At 53.5% G+C, this 19,122-nt stretch carries 18 protein-coding genes and 5 tRNA genes; 9 read left to right on the plus strand and 14 right to left on the minus strand.

Annotated features, from left to right (window positions below):
• Positions 1-4 precede the first annotated feature (4 nt).
• Positions 5-265: a DUF4212 domain-containing protein gene (locus ACQKE4_RS10760; protein WP_427388331.1), complete on the minus strand. Its 261-nt coding sequence runs from the start codon at positions 263-265 to the stop codon at positions 5-7.
• Positions 266-936: 671 nt separating this feature from the next.
• Between ACQKE4_RS10760 and ACQKE4_RS10765 the strand changes: the two genes are divergently transcribed.
• The 3 genes from ACQKE4_RS10765 to ttcA all read left to right on the plus strand — a co-directional run bounded on the left by ACQKE4_RS10765 (position 937) and on the right by ttcA (position 4,484).
• Entirely contained in the window at positions 937-2,793 is a 1,857-nt protein-coding gene (locus tag ACQKE4_RS10765; protein WP_427388332.1) for a DUF294 nucleotidyltransferase-like domain-containing protein, read from the plus strand.
• Positions 2,794-2,798: 5 nt separating this feature from the next.
• Entirely contained in the window at positions 2,799-3,452 is a 654-nt protein-coding gene (locus ACQKE4_RS10770; RefSeq protein ID WP_427388383.1) for a DNA polymerase III subunit epsilon, read from the plus strand.
• Positions 3,453-3,548: 96 nt separating this feature from the next.
• Entirely contained in the window at positions 3,549-4,484 is a 936-nt protein-coding gene (ttcA, locus tag ACQKE4_RS10775) for a tRNA 2-thiocytidine(32) synthetase TtcA (RefSeq protein ID WP_427388333.1), read from the plus strand.
• Here ttcA and fnr read toward each other — a convergent pair.
• From fnr to ccoN, 11 genes are all read right to left on the minus strand, one after another.
• Positions 4,477-5,223, minus strand: coding sequence for a fumarate/nitrate reduction transcriptional regulator Fnr (gene fnr / locus ACQKE4_RS10780; protein WP_290836613.1), 747 nt, complete (start codon positions 5,221-5,223; stop codon positions 4,477-4,479). The genes ttcA and fnr overlap by 8 nt on opposite strands.
• A gap of 82 nt (positions 5,224-5,305) precedes the next feature.
• Positions 5,306-6,739 (minus strand): oxygen-independent coproporphyrinogen III oxidase, encoded by a 1,434-nt coding sequence (gene hemN, locus ACQKE4_RS10785; protein ID WP_427388334.1) that lies wholly within the window; start codon positions 6,737-6,739, stop codon positions 5,306-5,308.
• A 75-nt stretch (positions 6,740-6,814) separates the two neighbouring features.
• Positions 6,815-7,510: a sulfite exporter TauE/SafE family protein gene (locus ACQKE4_RS10790; RefSeq protein ID WP_427388335.1), complete on the minus strand. Its 696-nt coding sequence runs from the start codon at positions 7,508-7,510 to the stop codon at positions 6,815-6,817.
• Positions 7,507-7,728, minus strand: coding sequence for a cbb3-type cytochrome oxidase assembly protein CcoS (gene ccoS / locus ACQKE4_RS10795; RefSeq protein WP_290836616.1), 222 nt, complete (start codon positions 7,726-7,728; stop codon positions 7,507-7,509). Before ccoS ends, ACQKE4_RS10790 begins: the two co-directional genes overlap by 4 nt.
• A complete protein-coding gene (locus ACQKE4_RS10800; protein WP_427388337.1) occupies positions 7,725-10,181 on the minus strand; it encodes a heavy metal translocating P-type ATPase in 2,457 nt (818 codons plus the stop codon). The genes ccoS and ACQKE4_RS10800 overlap by 4 nt, the downstream gene beginning before the upstream one ends.
• On the minus strand, positions 10,178-10,717 hold the full coding sequence (locus ACQKE4_RS10805; protein ID WP_427388338.1) for a FixH family protein: 540 nt from the start codon (positions 10,715-10,717) through the stop codon (positions 10,178-10,180). The genes ACQKE4_RS10800 and ACQKE4_RS10805 overlap by 4 nt, the downstream gene beginning before the upstream one ends.
• A 5-nt stretch (positions 10,718-10,722) precedes the next feature.
• Positions 10,723-12,162: a cytochrome c oxidase accessory protein CcoG gene (gene ccoG, locus ACQKE4_RS10810; protein WP_427388340.1), complete on the minus strand. Its 1,440-nt coding sequence runs from the start codon at positions 12,160-12,162 to the stop codon at positions 10,723-10,725.
• A gap of 209 nt (positions 12,163-12,371) precedes the next feature.
• Entirely contained in the window at positions 12,372-13,301 is a 930-nt protein-coding gene (gene ccoP, locus ACQKE4_RS10815) for a cytochrome-c oxidase, cbb3-type subunit III (protein ID WP_427388341.1), read from the minus strand.
• Entirely contained in the window at positions 13,298-13,522 is a 225-nt protein-coding gene (locus ACQKE4_RS10820) for a cbb3-type cytochrome oxidase subunit 3 (RefSeq protein WP_427388343.1), read from the minus strand. Before ACQKE4_RS10820 ends, ccoP begins: the two co-directional genes overlap by 4 nt.
• A 3-nt stretch (positions 13,523-13,525) precedes the next feature.
• Entirely contained in the window at positions 13,526-14,134 is a 609-nt protein-coding gene (ccoO, locus tag ACQKE4_RS10825) for a cytochrome-c oxidase, cbb3-type subunit II (protein WP_427388344.1), read from the minus strand.
• An 18-nt stretch (positions 14,135-14,152) separates the two neighbouring features.
• Entirely contained in the window at positions 14,153-15,577 is a 1,425-nt protein-coding gene (gene ccoN, locus ACQKE4_RS10830; RefSeq protein ID WP_427388345.1) for a cytochrome-c oxidase, cbb3-type subunit I, read from the minus strand.
• Between the two features lie 164 nt (positions 15,578-15,741).
• On the opposite strand from ccoN, the gene ACQKE4_RS10835 reads away from it, so the two are divergent.
• The 6 genes from ACQKE4_RS10835 (at position 15,742) to ACQKE4_RS10860 (ending at position 17,266) form a co-directional block, all read left to right on the plus strand.
• Positions 15,742-16,527, plus strand: a complete 786-nt coding sequence (locus ACQKE4_RS10835; protein WP_427388346.1) for an alpha/beta fold hydrolase — start codon at positions 15,742-15,744, stop codon at positions 16,525-16,527.
• A gap of 71 nt (positions 16,528-16,598) precedes the next feature.
• Positions 16,599-16,674: transfer RNA gene (locus ACQKE4_RS10840), tRNA-Val, on the plus strand.
• A 95-nt stretch (positions 16,675-16,769) separates the two neighbouring features.
• Positions 16,770-16,846 (plus strand) — tRNA-Asp (locus ACQKE4_RS10845).
• Between the two features lie 60 nt (positions 16,847-16,906).
• A tRNA-Asp gene (locus ACQKE4_RS10850) sits at positions 16,907-16,983 on the plus strand.
• 53 nt (positions 16,984-17,036) lie between these two features.
• Positions 17,037-17,112, plus strand: a tRNA-Val gene (locus ACQKE4_RS10855).
• A 77-nt stretch (positions 17,113-17,189) separates the two neighbouring features.
• Positions 17,190-17,266: transfer RNA gene (locus tag ACQKE4_RS10860), tRNA-Asp, on the plus strand.
• 120 nt (positions 17,267-17,386) lie between these two features.
• Here ACQKE4_RS10860 and ACQKE4_RS10865 read toward each other — a convergent pair.
• Entirely contained in the window at positions 17,387-17,788 is a 402-nt protein-coding gene (locus ACQKE4_RS10865; protein WP_290836625.1) for a heme-binding protein, read from the minus strand.
• 89 nt (positions 17,789-17,877) lie between these two features.
• On the minus strand, positions 17,878-19,110 hold the full coding sequence (glcF, locus tag ACQKE4_RS10870) for a glycolate oxidase subunit GlcF (protein ID WP_427388347.1): 1,233 nt from the start codon (positions 19,108-19,110) through the stop codon (positions 17,878-17,880).
• Positions 19,111-19,122: the final 12 nt, after the last annotated feature.

Raw genomic sequence — 19,122 nt, forward strand, 5'->3', positions numbered from 1 at the left:
TGGCTTACTCCCCAAGGCCAAATTTTTCATCGAGCTTGTTCATCTTCCAGGCGTAGAAGAAGATCAGAACAATGAAAGTCAGAATAGAACCCTGTTGTGCAAACCAGAAGCCCAGGTCAGTACCACCAATTGGAATGCCCGCTAGCAGCGGACGGAAAAGGATAGCGCATCCATAAGAAACGAACGCCCAAACAACCAGGCATCCGAAAATTAAACGGACGTTAGCTTTCCAGTATTCAGCAGCATTAAGATTGTCGTCTGCCATTGTGTTTCTCTCCACTTGTGATTTTTAAGGTTTGGAAAGTTCACTAGGAATAGCGTGTGATCCATTAGGGTAATCGCACGTCAGAAACCACTCGAACCGAGAGGTGATGAATCAACTTTGTGTCGGTTTGTCACCTTGTTATTAGAGACAAAATCTCGAGTTAGTTAGTGACTTGCGATTACCCCGCATGACTCATTGTTAATACTGGGCAATAAACACCAAAAAATAAATCCCAGACTTTGGTATCAATAAACACATTGTGAGTAAAGGTAGAGTTGCATGTGGTTGAAAATAAGCACTTTTGGGTGCTTTTTAAGCGACATTAGGCGATATTGGTGTAGGTATGGGACGATAGTCTAGTGGGTAAATAAAGCGCATTATTTGCTACTTTAAATAGAGCGTTTATTTTTTAAGTTAATCTGGGTTAGCTAGACTCAATACTTTAGTAGCGTATCAAACGTCGCTTCGACGTTAGCGTGATAGCTAAAGGTATAACAAGGTTCTACTTGCCACTTGGGAAGTGAATCCTTTATACCCGTACCATCACCTTCACATAATAAGTGATAACAGTTTTTGAAGCGTTGGGGTAGGGCGAATGATACAGGTCGCCGTGTTTATTTATTTTCTCTAATTTTTTCTAGCTCGCCTTTAGTTGAATGAGGTTATGTACCATGGTCGATGTGGATCTGTCCCAGCTGCCGTTTACGCTTCTTGACGATGAAGGGCGCGACCATATACGTCGTGGCATTGACCTTGCTTACTTTGATCGTGACGAAATTATTCTCGAGACCGGGCAAGCGGGCGAGTTTGTTTTTCTGATTCATAAAGGCGAAGTAGCTGAAATAGACCCCACGCTACCCTCTTCCAGTGCGCGCATCGGGCACTATACGGCGGGGGATGTGTTTGGGGCGATCAGTATTCTTAATGGTAAAAGCCGCTATCGCTTTAAAGCAGAGCAGGAGTGCCTTTGTTACCTAATGCCTAAAGCGCTGTTTCAGCAGCTTTGCCGCCACTACCCTGATTTCAGCAATTTTTTTCGCCAATCACTGACCCACAAAGCACGCCTGCTGACGGAAAAGCGTGCTGAGGGTGGCATCACCATGGCGGGCTTTATGCTGGCCAAGGTGAGCGAGTGCATGCGCGAACCATTACTGATGGCGGCTTCGACCAATATTTCCAGTGCTGTGAAGCAGCTTAACGAGAGTCACGCCGATAGCCTGCTGGTAGAGACCCAGGGCCAGCTTGGCATGGTCACTAAAACCGATCTTCTCAATGGGCTGGTGTTGGGCGGCTGTGTGGTTTCCTCACCGGTGGATAAGGTTGCCCACTTTAATCTGGTGACGGTCGAGCCAGATCAGTACCTGTTTGAAGTATTGGTACGCATGACGCGCCATAAAGTGACGCGGGTCGTCGTGTTAGAGAAAGATGTTCTTAAGGGTGTTGTAGAGCTTACCGATGTACTCAGCTACTTCTCCAGCCGTAGCTATGTGGTGAGCTTACAGGTTGAACAGGCGAAGAGTTTGGAGGCGCTCTCGGCGGCCAGTCAGCGCACCCCGGAACTGGTGAAGGCGCTAATGGCCCAGGGTGTTAAGCTGCGCTTTGCCATGGATCTGCTCGCGGCGCTCAATGGCCGCATCATGAGTAAAGCGTGGGAATTTACTATCGCGCAGGGCTATCGCGAGCAGAGCTGCCTGATGGTGATGGGCAGCGAAGGGCGCGGCGAGCAGATTCTAAAAACTGACCAGGACAACGGCTTGATACTGGCCGATGGGACGCAGTGGCCTGACCTTGCTAATCACATGCAAACGCTGACCGAAACGCTGATTCAGCTAGGCTACCCGCCATGCCCTGGCAACATCATGGTATCGAACCCCGAGTGGGTAGCCACGGTATCCCAGTGGAAAGCCAATATTGCCAAGTGGGCGCATGAGCGTGACGGCGACAGCTTAATGAAATTAGCGATTATGCTTGATGCCCACGCTGTGGCGGGCAACCCCAGCTTACTTGAAAGCGTGCGTAACGAGCTATTTGAACGCTGCTCTGGAGATGAACTGCTGCTCTCATACTTTGCTCGTACAGCGCTACGCTTCTCAACGCCGCTGACGCTATTTGGGTCGTTGAAGAAACCACAGCACGGTATTGATATTAAAAAAGGCGGTATTTTCCCCATCGTTCATGGCGTGCGCACCATGGCGCTTGAGCGGCGTATTAAGGCCACCTCAACGCTTGACCGATTAGACGCACTGGCCGCCGATGGCCGTTTGGATCGACGCTTTGCCGATGACCTGGGTGAAGCGTTAGCACTGTTTTCTGAGCTGCGTCTTAAACAACAGCTAAGTGCGTTGGATATGCCTATCAGTGCTCAAGTCGATGCTCAAGAATCGAATTCTCAAAAGAGCAACCGTGCTAACCGCGTTGTAGTGCAAACACTCTCTTCGCTTGAGCGTGACCTTTTGCGTGAAGCGCTACATATAGTAAAAGACTTTAAACAACGGCTTTCTCACCGTTACCACTTGGAGTATTCGTGAGCGGAATGCGGCTGTTAGATCGACACGTGACGCTCTTTAGCGGTTCACTGCGCACGTTGCTACGCCGCGAAAGCGACCGTCGGCGCTGCGCTGACTCGCCCTATGCTTGGCTATTTCAGCCATACATGGGAGATGAGCTTGTGGCCATTGCCTGTTATGTAACGCCCACCTCGTCGTCTCCGCTGATTAGCTTGGCTGCAGTGGTATTGAGCCAACAGCAGGTACGTACCAGTCATGCTTTTGTGATGACACTGGGCACGCCGGAGCATATCGAAAGCGCAACGCTGCGCCGTCATCAATTGCTGTACCAGGCAGGCGATATAGTGCCGCCCAGCAGTGAGAGCTTGAGCGCCCTCGTCGAGTTTATTGGGAATCGTCCGATTATTGGCTGGCAATTAGATAAACGGATTAGCACCTTAAATGTAGTGTTAAGAGCAACACTAGACTTTGCATTGCCCAATGCTCAGGTCGATGTCGCTAAACTGCATCAGCGCCAACTACGTCGTTCACACCCACAGGTTGAGCTCCCCAGTACCTTTGCAAAGGCGTTGGCGTGCTGGCAAGTGCCTAGGGTCGGCATGCAAAGTGTGTTGGGTGCAGCGACGGCCAGCGCGCTGCTGTATATGCGCCTACAACGCATTATGGCGGAAACAGATTAGCGGGGAGAGTTTGGGTCAGGCGAAGAGTATTGCTAGAATGGTGCCCAATTATGCCTTTCTAGCGCTTTTCACCATTTCATCGGCAGTGCTTATATCATGCAATCTCTTGATCATTTCGACCCCGCTCATTTTGATGCTACTGGCTTGGATCCTGTTGAGGCAGCCCCCGTTGATACTGTCCAAGATCTATCAGAGCAGGCTGATGCCAAGCAGAAGCGTGAGTTTAATAAGCTACAGAAGCGCCTGCGCCGAGAAGTGGGCAACGCGATTATTGATTACCAGATGATTAACGAAGGTGATCGGGTGATGGTGTGCCTTTCCGGTGGCAAGGACAGCTATACCATGCTGGAGATTTTGCGCAATTTGCAGCGCAATGCGCCGGTCAATTTTTCGCTGGTAGCCGTCAACTTGGATCAAAAGCAGCCGGGATTCCCAGAGCATGTGCTGCCAGCGTATCTGGATAAGCAGGGCGTGGAGTATCACATTGTCGAGCGTGATACCTACTCGGTAGTGAAGGAGAAAACCCCAGAAGGCAAAACCACCTGCGCGCTTTGTTCACGCCTGCGGCGCGGCTCGCTATATGGTTTTGCCGAAGAGATTGGCGCCAATAAGATAGCCTTGGGCCATCACCGGGAAGATATTCTTGAAACACTTTTTTTGAATATGTTCTTTGGTGGTAGCTTGAAAGCCATGCCCCCCAAGCTTTTATCCGATGATGGTAAAAACATCGTCATTCGGCCACTGGCGTACTGTAAAGAGTCAGATATTGCAGAGTTTTCGCGGCTGATGCAGTTTCCGATCATTCCCTGCAACTTATGCGGTTCACAACCTAATATGCAGCGTCAGGTAGTGAAGGAGATGCTCGCCGAATGGGACAAGAAATTCCCTGGCCGTTTGGAAAGCATGTTTAAAGCCGTCACTAATATTGCACCTTCGCAGTTGGCGGATCGCAGCCTGTTTGATTTTGCAGGCTTGGAAACGAAGCAGGCTGAGCTGTTAGCTGGGCGCATTAACGCCTTTAATATCAGCTAACCGTTTGCTCTTCTTCTTCGGCGAGGGTGATTAAACGCGGCATATCGAGAATATTGACCTCTCTACCTGAAACCGCCACCACGCTCTGCTGCTGGAAGCGGCTTAAAATACGGCTGACCGTTTCCACAGCTAAGCCAAGGTAATTACCGATGTCGGCTCTGGGCATGGAGAGTCGAAAGCTATAAGGCGAGTAGCCCCGGTGGCGAAAGCGATCCGACAGCGTGATCAAAAAGGTGGCCAGGCGCTGGTCGGCGGTTTTGCGCGATAGCAGGCGCATCATGCGGCGATCATCACGTAACTCCTTGCTCATACTGCGATACAGCTGTCCGCGCAGTTCGGGGAGCTCTTCCGAGAGTAAATCCAAGCGATCAAACGGGATCTCGCAGACGGTGGTTGTCTCCAGGGCGATCACGCTACCGGGGTACTGCTCTTCATCGATACCATCTAGCCCCACCAGTTCACTGGGTAGATAGAAGTTGGTTAGCTGCTCGCTGCCGTTACCTTCGGCGGTCATCTGTTTCAAGCTGCCCGAACGAACGGCGTAAACGCTGGTGAAGGTGTCGCCTTGCCGAAACAGTGGCTCACCTTTTTTCAGCGGTGAGCGTCGTCGAATAATAGCATCGAACTGGCCCATATCGTCCAGCTCAAGGGCAAGCGGCAGGCAAAGTGAACTCAGACTGCAGGTTTGGCAGCGAGCTTCGTGCGGTAGCGAGCGGCGATGGCTCATAGGTTCCAACATGCTTTGCTCCTTGCGTTAGTTACGCTGATATTATACGGACCGCAACTAGTATGGGAGCTTTCGCACCCTAGCGACAAGTTGATTAAACAATCTTAGAGTAGCGCTGCCCTGTTTGCCCAGGTAGATGGGCATCGAACGCCATGGCTAAATGGCGAATGAGCAGCCGCCCTATGGGCGTTGCGCTAAGCTGGTCGCCACTTCGGGTTAACAGGCCATCTTTCTCGGCGCTCTGCAGACGCTCAAGGGCAGCCGCAAAGTAACGCGGTGCATCAATATTCCAGCGTTCACTGACGGCGGCCAGGTCGATGCGCATATCGCACATCAGTCGCTCAATAACGTCCCGACGAATCAAGTCGTCTTCGGTTAAGCGCAGCCCCTTTACAGTGGCTAACTGGCCTTGATCCAGTGCCGCCTCATAGCGGGCAAGGTCGCTTGGGTTCTGCGCATAGACATCGCCAACCCGTGAGATAGCTGATACGCCAAGGCCGATTAAGTCGCACTGGGCATGGCTTGAGTAGCCCTGGAAATTGCGTTGCAGTGAGCCCTCGTGCTGAGCAACGGCCAGGCTGTCATCCGGGCGGGCAAAATGATCCATACCGATATGCACGTAGCCTGCTGCTGTGAGCATCTCAATGGTAGTGCGCAGAATTGCCAGCTTCTCCTCGCCACCCGGTAAATCGTCCTCACTAATGCGCCGCTGTGGGGGGAAGCGCTCGGGCATATGAGCGTAGTTAAACACCGAAAGGCGAGCCGGGTTGAGTTCAATGACTTGGCGTAAGGTGTCTGCAAAGCTCTTCTCGGTTTGAAAGGGTAAGCCGTAAATCAAATCGAGGTTAAGCGAGCGAAACCCGAGTCGGTGGGCTTCCTCCATCAACGTTTCAGTCAGTACTCGGGGCTGAATACGGTTAATGGCTTTCTGGACCAGCGGGCTTAAATCCTGAACCCCCAGGCTAATACGATTAAACCCCAGCGATTGAAGATGGCGCAGGGTAAAAACGTCTGCTTCGCGAGGGTCTATTTCAATCGCATAATCGCGCTCGGGAGACTCAGAAAGTCCAAACCGGGCATGCAAACGGTCAATCAGATCGCCCATCTGATTCAAGCTTAGAAATGTCGGCGTACCGCCGCCCCAGTGTAACTGCTCGACCGGCCGCGAGGTATCAAGGTGGCGAGCGGTAAGCACCATTTCGCGGTCTAGTCGGCTCAGGTAGGGCTCCGCCAAGGCGGTATTTTTGGTGGCAATCTTGTTGCAGGCGCAATAAAAGCAAATTTTACGGCAGAATGGGACATGGACATAAAGCGAGAGCGCGCGTTTGCCCGCGTTGCTGCGCTCTAAGGCCTGAGTTAGGTCGCCAGGGGTAAACTGCTCATTGAATGATAGCGCCGTGGGGTAAGAGGTATAGCGTGGGCCGCTGGTATCGTAACGGCGCACCAAGGCTTCATCCCACACCGGTTGCGTGGGCTCTGCCACACTAGAGGGTGCACAAGGTGAAGCAGCAAGGGCATGAACGGTCATTGAGAGGCGCTCCAGCGTTAGGGACTGCCGCTAGCCTAGCCCGTAGCAAAAGGGTAAATGTTGAGCCATGTCATACTAATGAAAAGTATGTGCCGTGAGCATCCAGAGCTGCCAAAGCGCAAAGGCAATAATCGTTAACGCTGCCACGCTACGTGTTGCCGGGTGGCGAATTAAATGACTTAGCTGGCGCGCGGCAAGGCCGGTGGCTAACAGGGCGGGCAGGGTGCCAAGCCCGAAAGCGCCCATCAGTAGAGCGCCCTGAAAAGGGTCGGCAATTGCTAAGCTCCAGGCCAGCATGGAGTACACCAGCCCACAGGGTAGCCAACCCCATAGTGCGCCTAACGCAAACGCTTGAGGAAGATGCACAACGGGCATTAACCGCCGCCCCATGGGCTCAATAAAGCGCCAAAGTCGCCGCCCCACGGCTTCGACTTTAAGTAACCCTTTCCACCAGTTGGCGATATACAGCGCCATTAGGATCAGCATTAACGCGGCAAATACCTGAAGCAACAACCTTGCGTTGGCGGAAAGTGAAATTAGTGTGCCTAACAGGGCAACCAGCGCGCCTGCGCTCATATAGCTAATAATACGCCCTGCGTTATAGCTCAATAGCAGGCCGCCCATGCGCGCTGGATGACGCATGCTGGGAGGTACTGCAAAGGTGAGCGCGCTCATAATACCACCACACATACCAATGCAGTGCGCGCCCCCCATCAAGCCAAATACAAATGCCGCCAGTAGCGGCGGCAGGTCAAGGCCGGTTGGGTTCATGGTGGGGGCTCTTGGCCATCGGAACTGTTGTTAGCAGCCTGCTGACGCTGGCGGCGCTGTTCAGCGCTCAGATCATTCTCATCTTCATCAAACAGAATATGGTGTGCGGGGCCTTCGAGGTCATCGAACTGATCATTTTTAACCGCCCAGAAAAATGCCCAGACGGCGAGGCCCAGCAAAATAAGTGAAAGCGGAATGAGCAGATACAGAATCGTCATGCGGTCACCGGGAGTGGAGAGCTCAGCGATGTAGGTGCCTGGGTACGCCAGCGTGACAGGCGTAGGGCATTGCCGACCACCACCAATGAGCTGAGCGACATGCCTATGGCGGCAAGCCAAGGCGGCACCAAGCCCATCGCTGCCAGCGGCAGTGCAGAAAAGTTATAACACACTGACCAAATCATATTCTGTCGCATGATACGCCGGGTGGCGCGGGAAATCTCAATGGCATCAAATATCCGCATTAAGCGTGGGCTGAGCAGTACCGCATCGGCGCGAGTACGGGCCAGGTCCGTCGCGCCATTCATGGCAATTGCCACGTCGGCACCGGCCAACACCGGCACGTCGTTAATACCGTCGCCAATCATAAGCACCGTTTCACCTGCGGCTTGAAGCTCGCGCAGCCGGGCCAACTTGCCTTCCGGGCTGGTGCCCGCATGCCAGGTGGTAATGTTGAGCTGGTCAGCCAGGCTCTCTACCGCATCGGCAGTGTCGCCTGACAGCAGCTCGACGTTTAAGCCTTTAGCTTGCAGCGCTGCAATCGTCGCGGCGGCATCGTCGCGTACACCGTCGTGTAATCCAAACCATGCGCGGGGCGCGCCATCTTCACTGAGCAGTAGCCACTGGCCCCTGGCAGGCGATGAAATGTTTTCTTCACTGGCAAATTCTGGTTTACCCAGCCTCCAACGAGCGCCGTTTAGCGTGCCCTCTAACCCTTGCCCAGTGTGGCTATGAATATCTTTCGCCTGCAAAGTGGCATCCCTAAATGGGCGAAAGGCACGGGCAATGGGGTGTTCTGAATGAGCTTCCAGAGCAGCAGCAATTGCTTGGGCACGTTCGGTGGTTAACTCACTCAGCGTTTGTGTCTGTGTCAGGTGCATTTCGCCACGGGTTAGGGTGCCGGTTTTATCAAAGATTATGCGGGTGACGTTGGAAAGCGACTCAAGGGCATCGGCGCGGGTAATCAGCACGCCGCGTTTACGCAGTTGGCCGTGACCCGCGGTTAAAGCGGTAGGGGTGGCCAACGCTAACGCGCAAGGGCAGGTCACCACGAGCACTGAAAGCAGCACCCAGAGCATTCGCGAGGGGTCGATAAACCACCAGGCAATGGTCACGCAGGTAGTCACCAGGAGTAAGCGAAGTACAAATAAGTGCGCCATGCGGGCCGCCATTTGAGCAAGCCGCGGTCGCGTGGCAAAGGCACGGTCAGTGAGATCGACAATCCCTGCCACCCGGGCATCTCGCCCAGCATGGGTCACCCGGACCACCAGCGGATTTTCCATATTTTGGCTGCCGCCGGTAATCATGTCGCCCACGCGACGCGTCACTGGCAGGTATTCACCGGTGAGCATCGACTCATCCAGACTTGATTCGCCCTCTTCAATCAGGCCGTCGGCGGGTACGCCGTGGCCCGGCTTGATCAATACGCGGTCGCCTGGGGCGAGTTCACTGGCGGGCAGAATGCGTTCGCTGCCGTCGTCTTCAAGGCGCGTCGCAGAGATAGGCAATACACCGCTGAGAGCGTTACCGCTGTGGCCGCTGCGTCGTCTGGCGCGGCCTTCTACGTAGCGGCCAAATAGCAAAAAGAAGGTGAACATTGCTACCGAGTCAAAATAGACCTCGCCAACGTTAAACAGCACTGCATAGCTGCTGGCAAGGTAGGCACCGCCAATCGCCAGCGACACCGGCACATCCATGCCCAGTACGCGATTACGCAGGTCACGCAAGGCGTTGCGGAAAAACGGCTGGGCAGAGAAAAATACCACCGGGGTGGCTAGCGCAAACGAGAGCCAATGAAACAGCGCATAGAAATCCTCGCTAATTTCGCCGGGTCCGGCGACATAGATAGGAATCGAGAACATCATCACTTGCATCATACCGACGGCGGCGATAATCAGCCGACGCACGTTCATACGCTCTTCATGCTGCAGGCGCGTTTGTGCTTGATCGGGCTCGTAGGGCTGAGCGTCGTAACCAATCGCCGCCAGTTCAGCCAGCAGCTGTGAGAGCTTTAGCTGCTGTGGGTTCCAGCTTATCCGCAAGCGGTGATGGGTTAAATTAACCGCGCTTGAGGTAATACCTGGGAGGGCATTCAGACGGTGTTCAATCAGCCACGCACAGGCAGCACAGGTAATGCCTTCAATGGCGAGGGTGGTTTTAACGTTGCCTGCATCGCCGTCGGGATGAACAAACTGTGTCTGTAAGCCTGGGTCGTCAAACACGGACCAAGTGTCCGCTTTAGCGGCTTGGCGTTCATCTGGACGCTCTGGAAGCTCGGTGCGGTAGCGATAATAACTCGCCAAACCACCGTCGACGATGGCATGGGCTACCGCTTCGCAGCCTGGGCAGCAAAGCGGGTGAGTGTGCTCATCCAGGGTAATTGTCCAGGGCGCCCCAGCGGGTACCGGATTACCGCAGTGATAGCAGGCGGAGTCAGAAGCGGCGTTGCTCATTCGCTGTCTGGGCGCCCTCCTGGCAGTAGTGCAACACTATTTTCATCGGGGAAAGTGGCTTCTCCCACTAAGCGCCAGTCGGCTTCTTGCCGCTCAGGCTGAAGCTGGATGTACCAACGGTAGCGCATATTATCTGGCCCCTGGGTGATGTAGCGGCCGTCGCGGACGTGTTCAAGCACAAAGGACTGGTCGCGGTCATCTTCAGTGGGAAAGATAAAGTCTAAATAGAGCGTATCCGGGTGCGTATCACCGGCTAAATCAATCACAATGTCGCTGGTCAGCGGGTCAAGCCGAAGCTCTGCGCTTAAGTTTAACTCACGGGCGCGCTCCTGCTTGGCAAACACCATGTTGATGGCCTTACCGTGCTCATAATAATCTTCCTGCACAACCATGCCATCGGCCGTTCGAATTGAAAGCACCGCAAAAGTGGAGCTAACGATAATCGAAGAAAACAGCAGGCCGATTAAAAACCATGGCCAAAACTGCTTATACCAAGGCGTTACCTTATTTTCAGTGGGTAATAAAGGGGGTGACATGCTTGTTATCTCCTAATATCGCCTAAGAAGCGAGTGTCCCGCTCAAGGCGAATGCGCTCATCTTGCTCAGCCTGTAATGAGAACACAATGGCGTGACTGGGCTGCTGAAGTTCGTCTGGGTCAGCGGTGACGGTCACTACTTGAAGGCGTGACTCGCCCGCTGGCACGTTAATGATTTCATGGTCCAGGGTTAAACCTGTTAGGCCGACAACGCTGAGCTGATAAGTATGATCCTGATCATCCAGATTGCGTACCGTTAAGCTATAGACGTTGCTAATACGGCCATCGCGGGTCATTTGATAGAGCTGCGTGCGTTCGCGTTCAGCCTCAAAACCAAGGGGCATACGGTCATTTATGGCCCAGGCAAAGGTGCCCACCATAACTAACAGGGCCGCGAAGTAACCTAGCAGGCGAGGGCGCAATACGCGGCTCTTTTTGCCCTCTAATGCGTTTTCGGTGGTGTAACGCACTAACCCGCGCGGGTAGCCCATTTTATCCATCACGCTGTCGCAGGCGTCGATGCAGGCGGCACAGCTAATGCATTCAGGCTGCAGGCCATCGCGAATATCGATCCCGGTAGGGCAGACCTGTACGCATAGATCGCAGTCGACGCAGTCCCCGTAACCTGCCTCGCGGGCTTCGGCGTGACTTAGATCTTTTCTGCGGTGACCGCGGGGCTCACCGCGGGACTCATCGTAGGAAACGATTAGCGTATCGCGGTCAAACATAACCGACTGAAAGCGCGCATAGGGGCACATGTAGATGCACACCTGTTCGCGCAGCCAGCCAGCGTTCAGGTAAGTGAACACCAGGAAAAAGCCGACCCAGAAATAGGACCAGCCATGGGCTTCCAGGGTAGGAAGTTCCGCCACCAAATCGCGAATCGGCGTGAAATAGCCCACAAAGGTAATGCCAGTGGCGAGGGCAATTATGAGCCAAGCGACATGTTTAGCGCCTTTGCGCCAGACTTTATCGGCGGTCATTGGCTGATCGTCGAGTTTAATTCGCCGGTTGCGCGAGCCTTCAATACGATGCTCAAGCCAAATAAACAGAAAAGTCCAAACACTTTGGGGGCAGGTATAGCCACACCAAACACGGCCAGCAAAAACGGTAATAAAAAACAGCCCAAAGGCGCAAATTATCAATAGCCACGATAGCAGGATGAACTCCTGTGGATAAAACGTCGCGGTAAAGATATGGAATTCACGGTTGGGTAAATCAAACAGAATGAGCGGTCGATCCCCAACGTTGATCCACGGTAAGAGAAAAAACAGCATCATTAGCGCCCAGTTCGCGCTGCGCCGTAGTTTCTGAAAAGCACCTTTAATTTCGCGCACGTAAATGTGACGCCGCTTGGCGTACATGTCTTGAGTCACTGCTTCAGAGGAGGGCGTGTGGTGCCCCACCGGGTTCGGCGTGATGTCTTGGCTTGGTATCTTTTCCATGGCGATATTCCCGGCTCTAAAGGCAGGAGAGGCTGCATCTGAGGGATGAGCCCAGGCTGCATGGGCAATATTGTATCGGGTTGCGCATAAAGAAAGGGTGCGGTGTGGGGCCGCACCCTTACTTAACGCTTATAGCTTGCTGTGCTTTCAGCTAACTAACGGTGTTGTCAGTCACTAACTAGCAAGGTTTGCTCGTTAGCCAACGCCACTCAGTCTGCAAACCGCAGGCTGTACACATAGGCGGCCACTAGGTGTACACGCTCTTCGCCGATATACGCCGCTTGCGCAGGCATGTGGCCATTGCGGCCGTTACGCAGGGTCTGACGAATTGAGTCATCGACACCTTGTCCTGGCGCCAGATAGAGCCAAATGTCGTTGGTCAGGTTAGGCGCGCCAAGAGCCGTATTGCCCGTCCCACTTGGGCCGTGACAGGCAGCACACACGGCCATAAAGGTGCTTTCGCCCTGTTCGGCACGCGCTTCGTCATGTTCAAGTTCAGACAGTGACAACACGTACTGAGTGAGATTTTCAATATTGTTCGCACCCAACTGCTGCCAAGAAGGCATCAGGCCATTACGGCCATTATTTAGAGAGGTAAGAATGTTTTCTGGTTCACCGCCATATAGCCAATCGTTGTCGGTCAAGTTGGGGAAACCGTAGCCGCCCTGGGCATTCGAGCCGTGACATACCGCGCAGTTGTTTTGATAAATACGCTCGGCTACCAGCATCGCCTCTGGGTCTTCTGCAAGCTCAGGAATAGGCACTTCCTGGTAGCGGGCAAAAATCGGTGTAAAACGCTCTTGGGCATCGGCGACTTCTTCTTCCCATTGGCCTTCTTGGGTCCAGCCAAGCACTCCCGCGTAGTTACCTAGGCCTGGGTAAAGGACGAGATAGCCTAGGGCAAACACTACCGTCAAGATGAATAACTGAAACCACCACCGAGGTAGCGGATTGTCATACTCTTCGATGCCGTCTGCAGCATGGCCTGTTGTTTCTACGTTACCTTCAGCGTCAGGTATTTTATCAGTACGGCGGTTAGCAAGAAGTATCCAAACGCTCAGCGCGATTGTACCTAGCGTGATGATGATGATCCAGGCGCTCCAGAAGCCTGATAGGGAGTCACCCCATAAATTATTCATAACTTCTTATCTCCCCTGTCTTTGCGGGAATCCGCTTCGCTGTCGCTTTCAAGCGAAGCGTGCTTGTCACTGGTCGGTTGCTCATCATCATCGGCAAAGGGCAGGTTAGCCGCTTCTTCGAAGTCTGCCTTGCGTCGCTTAGAGTAAGCCCATAGGGCAATACCGATCATGGCGATAATCAAGAACAGCGTGATGAGACCGCGAAAAGTTCCCGTATCCATAACTTAACGAGTGCCCTCGAAGACGGTACCGAGCTGCTGCAGATAGGCGACCAAGGCGGTGATTTCCTGGGTGCCGCGTACATCTGCAGTGGCGCTGGCGATATCTTCATCGGTGTATGGCACGCCTAGTTGGCGCAGCGCACGCATTTTTCTGGGTGTGGCATTACCATCGAGGGTATTGTCAAACAGCCACGGATAAGCTGGCATGATCGACTCGGGCACTACATCACGAGGGTTGTACATGTGAGCGCGGTGCCAGTCATCGCTGTAGCGGCCGCCTACGCGGGCCAAATCAGGCCCGGTACGCTTAGAGCCCCATAGGAAGTTGTGCTCATAGACCTGCTCGCCAGCCACATTGTAGTGACCGTAGCGCTCGGTTTCAGCGCGGAACGGGCGGATCATCTGCGAGTGACAGCCTACGCAGCCTTCACGGCGATAAATGTCACGGCCTTCTAATTCCAGTGCAGTCAGAGGACGCAGGCCTTCAACAGGCTCGGTGGTGTCCTTTTGGAAGAACAGCGGAACGACTTCAGCCAAGCCGCCGAAACTGATCGCAACCAGGATCAATACGGCAAGTAGGCCAACGTTCTTTTCGACAATCTCGTGTTTCATTGGTCTCAACTTCCCCGTTTAAGCAGCTTGTGGCGCTAGATGGCTGATGGCCTCACGACGCTTGACGGTCATGTAGACGTTGTACGCCATGATCAGCATGCCGGTGACCCAGAAAAGCCCACCTATCAGGCGTACAAAGTAGCCCGGTGCACTGGCTTCAACGGATTCCACAAAGGTGTACATCAACGTGCCGTCAGGGTTGATGGCACGCCACATTAGGCCTTGCAAAATACCGTTAACCCACATGGAGGCGATGTAGAGCACGGTACCGATGGTCGCTAGCCAGAAATGAACGGCAATCAGGTTGATCGAGTGCATTTCAGTGCGCCCGAATACGCGTGGGATCAGGTGATACATTGAGCCGATAGTAATCATCGCTACCCAGCCGAGGGCGCCGGAGTGAACGTGACCAATGGTCCAGTCGGTGTAGTGCGACAGCGCGTTGACGGTCTTAATCGCCATCATCGGGCCTTCAAAAGTGGACATGCCGTAGAACGAAAGGGCGACCACCAAAAAGCGCAGCGTGGGATCTGTCCGCAGCTTATGCCAGGCGCCTGATAGGGTCATCATGCCGTTGATCATGCCGCCCCAGGAGGGTGCCAGCAGAATGATGGACATGACCATCCCTAGCGACTGTGCCCAGTTTGGCAGCGCAGTGTAGTGCAGGTGGTGTGGGCCAGCCCACATGTAAATCATGATGAGTGCCCAGAAATGCACAATCGATAAACGGTAAGAGTAGATTGGGCGCTCAGCTTGCTTGGGTACAAAGTAGTACATCATCCCCAAAAAGCCTGCTGTCAGGAAAAAGCCAACCGCGTTGTGACCGTACCACCACTGTACCATCGCATCCACAGCACCGGCGTAGATCGAGGTGGAGTACATAGGCGTCACGGGAATCGCAGCGCTATTCACGATGTGCAGAACGGCGACCGTCAGAATAAAGGCGGCAAAAAACCAGTTCGCCACATAAATATGTGAGGTAGTGCGTTTCTTGATCGTCATCAAGAATACCAGCGCATAGGTAACCCATACTACCGCGAGCAGTATACTGATTGGCCACTCCAGCTCAGAGTACTCCTTGGTCGTGGTATAGCCCATGGGTAGTGACACTGCCGCTGAAAGAATGACAGCTTGCCATCCCCAGAACGTAAAAGCCGCTAGCTTGTCAGAGAAAAGTCGTGTCTGACAGGTGCGCTGAACAACGTAGTACGATGTCGCAAATAGCGCCGAGCCACCAAAGGCGAAAATTACGGCGTTAGTGTGTAACGGGCGTAGACGCCCGAAGCTCGTCCAAGGTAATCCGAGGTTCAGTTGCGGCCAAACCAGCTGTGCGGCAAGGATGACACCAACGGTCATACCTACGATGCCCCACACAACGGTCATAATCGCAAACTGCCGAACCACCTTGTAGTTATAGGTCGGGTGTTCCAGTGCTGTGCTCATTTCATGTTCCCATCGAACGCGGTTAGGGGGTAACCCGTGGCATTTTGCACGGATGCGGCCACCCGCTTGATGATGCAGGTCAAGATCCGACCAGGATTCTAGCGCAGCCGAGGCTTAAGCTGAACATGCCAATTGGCTAAACATTGAATTAACAGGAGTGATGTGTGTCCTATTACGCTTCATCTGGCTACGTTGAGGTGCATCCAGAGGCTTTAAAAAATATCCTCAGCAGTCGGGTAAGTAGGTGTTTTCTGGTGCAGGGCAAGGGGCCGCTGGCGATACATGGAGAGGCGACGCTAGGTCGACTGCTATTTGCGCATGGGGCAGGGGCCGGGCATCACTCGCCTTTTATGCGTCAATTTGTCACTACTCTGGCTGAGCTGGGAATTCAGGTACTGTGTATAGATTTTCCCTACATGCAGCAGATACAAGAAACCGGCAAGCGTCGACCACCGCCACCTATCGCCAAAACGGTTGAGCAGTTTACTGAGTGGTACGCGCTACTTGATGATCTTTTTATTGAGCCGTTATGGGTGGGTGGAAAGTCGATGGGTGGCCGTGTAGCAACGCTGTTGGCCAGTCAGTCGTCATATGTAGCTACTGTGCCCGGCGTTATCGTGGCAGGCTATCCGTTTCATCCTACTAAAGTACCTCATAAACTACGCCTTGATCACTGGCCTGGCATTGAATGCCCGCTGCTGGTTTTACAAGGCGAGCGAGACCCCTTCGGTACCCGTGACGAGGTAGAAAGCTATGAACTACCCCCGAATGCACAGCTTGCATGGCTAAAAGATGGCGATCACGACTTCAAGCCTCGACGCCTTTCTGGACTAAATCAAACGGTTTTGATTGACGAAGCTACCCAGATTGCGGCATCCTTCGTCCGCGCTCAAACGCAGGACGCAGATGAAAAGACTCAGGTCTTGGATGAAGGCAACACGCTGGTTTAGATCACACTTTTTAAACCAACTAGGTTGACATCCTACAAGCCTTCTGTAGAATGCAGCGCCACGTGACCAGCGGGTGGTTAGCTCAGTTGGGAGAGCACCAGCCTTACAAGCTGGGGGTCACTGGTTCGAACCCAGTACCACCCACCATCTTAGATGGTATGAATTAGTTGGTATGGAAACGTGAAGAAGTAGCAGTAAAAGCACGGCAGTAAAAAGTAGGATAAGCATTTGATGTGCATAACGGACCGGTAGTTCAGTCGGTTAGAATGCCGGCCTGTCACGCCGGAGGTCGCGAGTTCGAGTCTCGTCCGGTCCGCCAATATCAAATCAGTATCAGCTTTGTTCCCTGTGCTTGTTTTACAGTATGTTATCGCTATTCGGACCGGTAGTTCAGTCGGTTAGAATGCCGGCCTGTCACGCCGGAGGTCGCGAGTTCGAGTCTCGTCCGGTCCGCCACGATAACTGCTAAGCTGGATTGGTAAGTACAAAAAGTATTTACTAATTGGATTGGGTGGTTAGCTCAGTTGGGAGAGCACCAGCCTTACAAGCTGGGGGTCACTGGTTCGAACCCAGTACCACCCACCATCGCCTAACAGTTATAAGCGCCTCTGAACCGCTTAAAAATGTTAAGCATATGATGGTTATATGAAGTGCCTTAATGCGGACCGGTAGTTCAGTCGGTTAGAATGCCGGCCTGTCACGCCGGAGGTCGCGAGTTCGAGTCTCGTCCGGTCCGCCATTTAAGTTGCACATGCGTTACAAGCAGGACATCGGCGCGAGCCGAAAAAATTCCAAAAAAAGCCCGGATCATTGATCCGGGCTTTTTTATTGCGTGCAGCTGCTAAGCTGCACGCTAACATTAAGCTATAGCGCTAACGCCCGCTTTAGCTATCTGCACGTCCTGGTCGGGTTTTACACCGGAAATACCGACGGCACCCACGACATGGCCGTCGACAATGATCGGTACACCGCCTGACAGCAGGCCTTGCAGCGGCGCAGACAGAAACGCCGTACGCCCACCGTTAATCATCTCTTCAAACACCTGGGTCTCTTTACGGCCCAGCGCGGCACTGCGCGCTTTTTGAGTGGCGACTTCAGCACTGAAAGGGGCTGCTCCATCTAAACGGCGAAGCGCCAACAGATGACCACCGTCGTCGGTAACGGCGATAGTGACTGGCCAGCTGTTGCTATCGGCTTCTTTTTGCGCTGCATCTAATACGTTAATGACATCAGCTTGAGCGAGGATACTTTTTGTTTGCATGTGCTTGGTTCCTTTTTAGGGTGAGAGCAAAATTGCCGCACTGCCAGCGGGTAGCGCGGCGTTTGTGTTAAAGGGGTTAGCGTTAGAGGCTAGGGGAGGGCTGCATCAACGATTTCCACCCAGTGGCGTACCGGCGTGCGATTGGCGCCTGCCAGGTGCGTCTGGCAGCCGATATTGGCCGTTACGATGACTTCTGGATTACCTGCCTCCAGCGCATTTAGCTTGTTGTCCCGCAGTTGGGTGGCAAGCTCTGGCTGAGTGATAGAGTAGGTGCCCGCCGAGCCGCAGCAGAGATGCGCATCCTTTACCGGCGTTAGCGCAAAACCGAGTTTGCTTAGTACGCCTTCAACGGCACCGTTAAGTTTTTGAGCGTGCTGCAGTGTACATGGGCAATGGAAGGCCAATCGTTTTGAAGCGTTTACGCTTATTGCCTCTAGGGGCTCCTCGCGCAAAATTTCGACGATGTCTCTGGCTAAGGTACTAACCTTCTGCGCTTTGACAGCATAGTCGGGGTCATCTTTGAGCATGTAGCCATAATCTTTAATAAACGCACCGCATCCGCTAGCCGTTTGTACGATAGCTTCAGCACCTTGTTCAATATGCGGCCACCAAGCATCAATATTGGCGCGCATACGGGTCCGGCCTTCGTCCTGAGCATTCAGGTGAAAATCAATCGCGCCGCAGCAGCCAGCTTCTGTTACTGGCGTCACGCTAATGCCGAGCCGATCCAGAATACGGGCAGTGGCGGCATTGGTATTGGGCGATAGCCCCGGCTGCACACAGCCTTCCAGAATTAACACTTTCCGGGTATGGCGATGTATATCCGGGCGAGCGCCGGCATCTACCGGGGCGGCGGGCATTTTACTGCGCAGCTTACCGGGTACTAGCGGTTTAAAGGTTTGTCCGAGCTTTAACAGTGCCTGAAAACGCTTGGGATCGACCAGCATTTTTCGTAGTGCATAGCGCTGTGCACGCTCTGCAGCAGGGCGGGGGACGCGGCGCTCAATTTCGGCACGGCCAATGTTAAGCAGCTTGTGGTACTCGACACCTGACGGGCAGGTGGTTTCACAATTGAGGCACGTTAGGCAGCGATCTAAATGCAGGCGAGTCTCATCGGTAACCTGATCGTCATCATCGCGACTCTCAAGCAGCTCCTTCATTAGATAGATACGTCCACGCGGGCCGTCGCGCTCATCGCCAAGTAGTTGGTAAGTCGGGCAGGTGGCGTTGCAAAAACCGCAGTGTACGCAGGTGCGTAAAATACGCTCTGCTTCCTGAATATGCGGTTTCAGACGATCGGCGTCGGTAAAGTGCGTCTGCATGTCAGCTCTCCT

Source organism: Halomonas sp. NPDC076908 (assembly GCF_050269715.1).
Lineage (GTDB): Bacteria > Pseudomonadota > Gammaproteobacteria > Pseudomonadales > Halomonadaceae > Vreelandella.

Bases quoted from the DNA above. Each gene is read 5' to 3' on its own strand.
- ACQKE4_RS10760 (WP_427388331.1), bottom strand. From the start codon at position 265: ATGGCAGACGACAATCTTAATGCTGCTGAATACTGGAAAGCTAACGTC.
- ACQKE4_RS10765 (WP_427388332.1), top strand. From the start codon at position 937: ATGGTCGATGTGGATCTGTCCCAGCTGCCGTTTACGCTTCTTGACGAT.
- ACQKE4_RS10770 (WP_427388383.1), top strand. From the start codon at position 2,799: ATGCGGCTGTTAGATCGACACGTGACGCTCTTTAGCGGTTCACTGCGC.
- ttcA (WP_427388333.1), top strand. From the start codon at position 3,549: ATGCAATCTCTTGATCATTTCGACCCCGCTCATTTTGATGCTACTGGC.
- fnr (WP_290836613.1), bottom strand. From the start codon at position 5,223: ATGTTGGAACCTATGAGCCATCGCCGCTCGCTACCGCACGAAGCTCGC.
- hemN (WP_427388334.1), bottom strand. From the start codon at position 6,739: ATGACCGTTCATGCCCTTGCTGCTTCACCTTGTGCACCCTCTAGTGTG.
- ACQKE4_RS10790 (WP_427388335.1), bottom strand. From the start codon at position 7,510: ATGAACCCAACCGGCCTTGACCTGCCGCCGCTACTGGCGGCATTTGTA.
- ccoS (WP_290836616.1), bottom strand. From the start codon at position 7,728: ATGACGATTCTGTATCTGCTCATTCCGCTTTCACTTATTTTGCTGGGC.
- ACQKE4_RS10800 (WP_427388337.1), bottom strand. From the start codon at position 10,181: ATGAGCAACGCCGCTTCTGACTCCGCCTGCTATCACTGCGGTAATCCG.
- ACQKE4_RS10805 (WP_427388338.1), bottom strand. From the start codon at position 10,717: ATGTCACCCCCTTTATTACCCACTGAAAATAAGGTAACGCCTTGGTAT.
- ccoG (WP_427388340.1), bottom strand. From the start codon at position 12,162: ATGGAAAAGATACCAAGCCAAGACATCACGCCGAACCCGGTGGGGCAC.
- ccoP (WP_427388341.1), bottom strand. From the start codon at position 13,301: ATGAATAATTTATGGGGTGACTCCCTATCAGGCTTCTGGAGCGCCTGG.
- ACQKE4_RS10820 (WP_427388343.1), bottom strand. From the start codon at position 13,522: ATGGATACGGGAACTTTTCGCGGTCTCATCACGCTGTTCTTGATTATC.
- ccoO (WP_427388344.1), bottom strand. From the start codon at position 14,134: ATGAAACACGAGATTGTCGAAAAGAACGTTGGCCTACTTGCCGTATTG.
- ccoN (WP_427388345.1), bottom strand. From the start codon at position 15,577: ATGAGCACAGCACTGGAACACCCGACCTATAACTACAAGGTGGTTCGG.
- ACQKE4_RS10865 (WP_290836625.1), bottom strand. From the start codon at position 17,788: ATGCAAACAAAAAGTATCCTCGCTCAAGCTGATGTCATTAACGTATTA.
- glcF (WP_427388347.1), bottom strand. From the start codon at position 19,110: ATGCAGACGCACTTTACCGACGCCGATCGTCTGAAACCGCATATTCAG.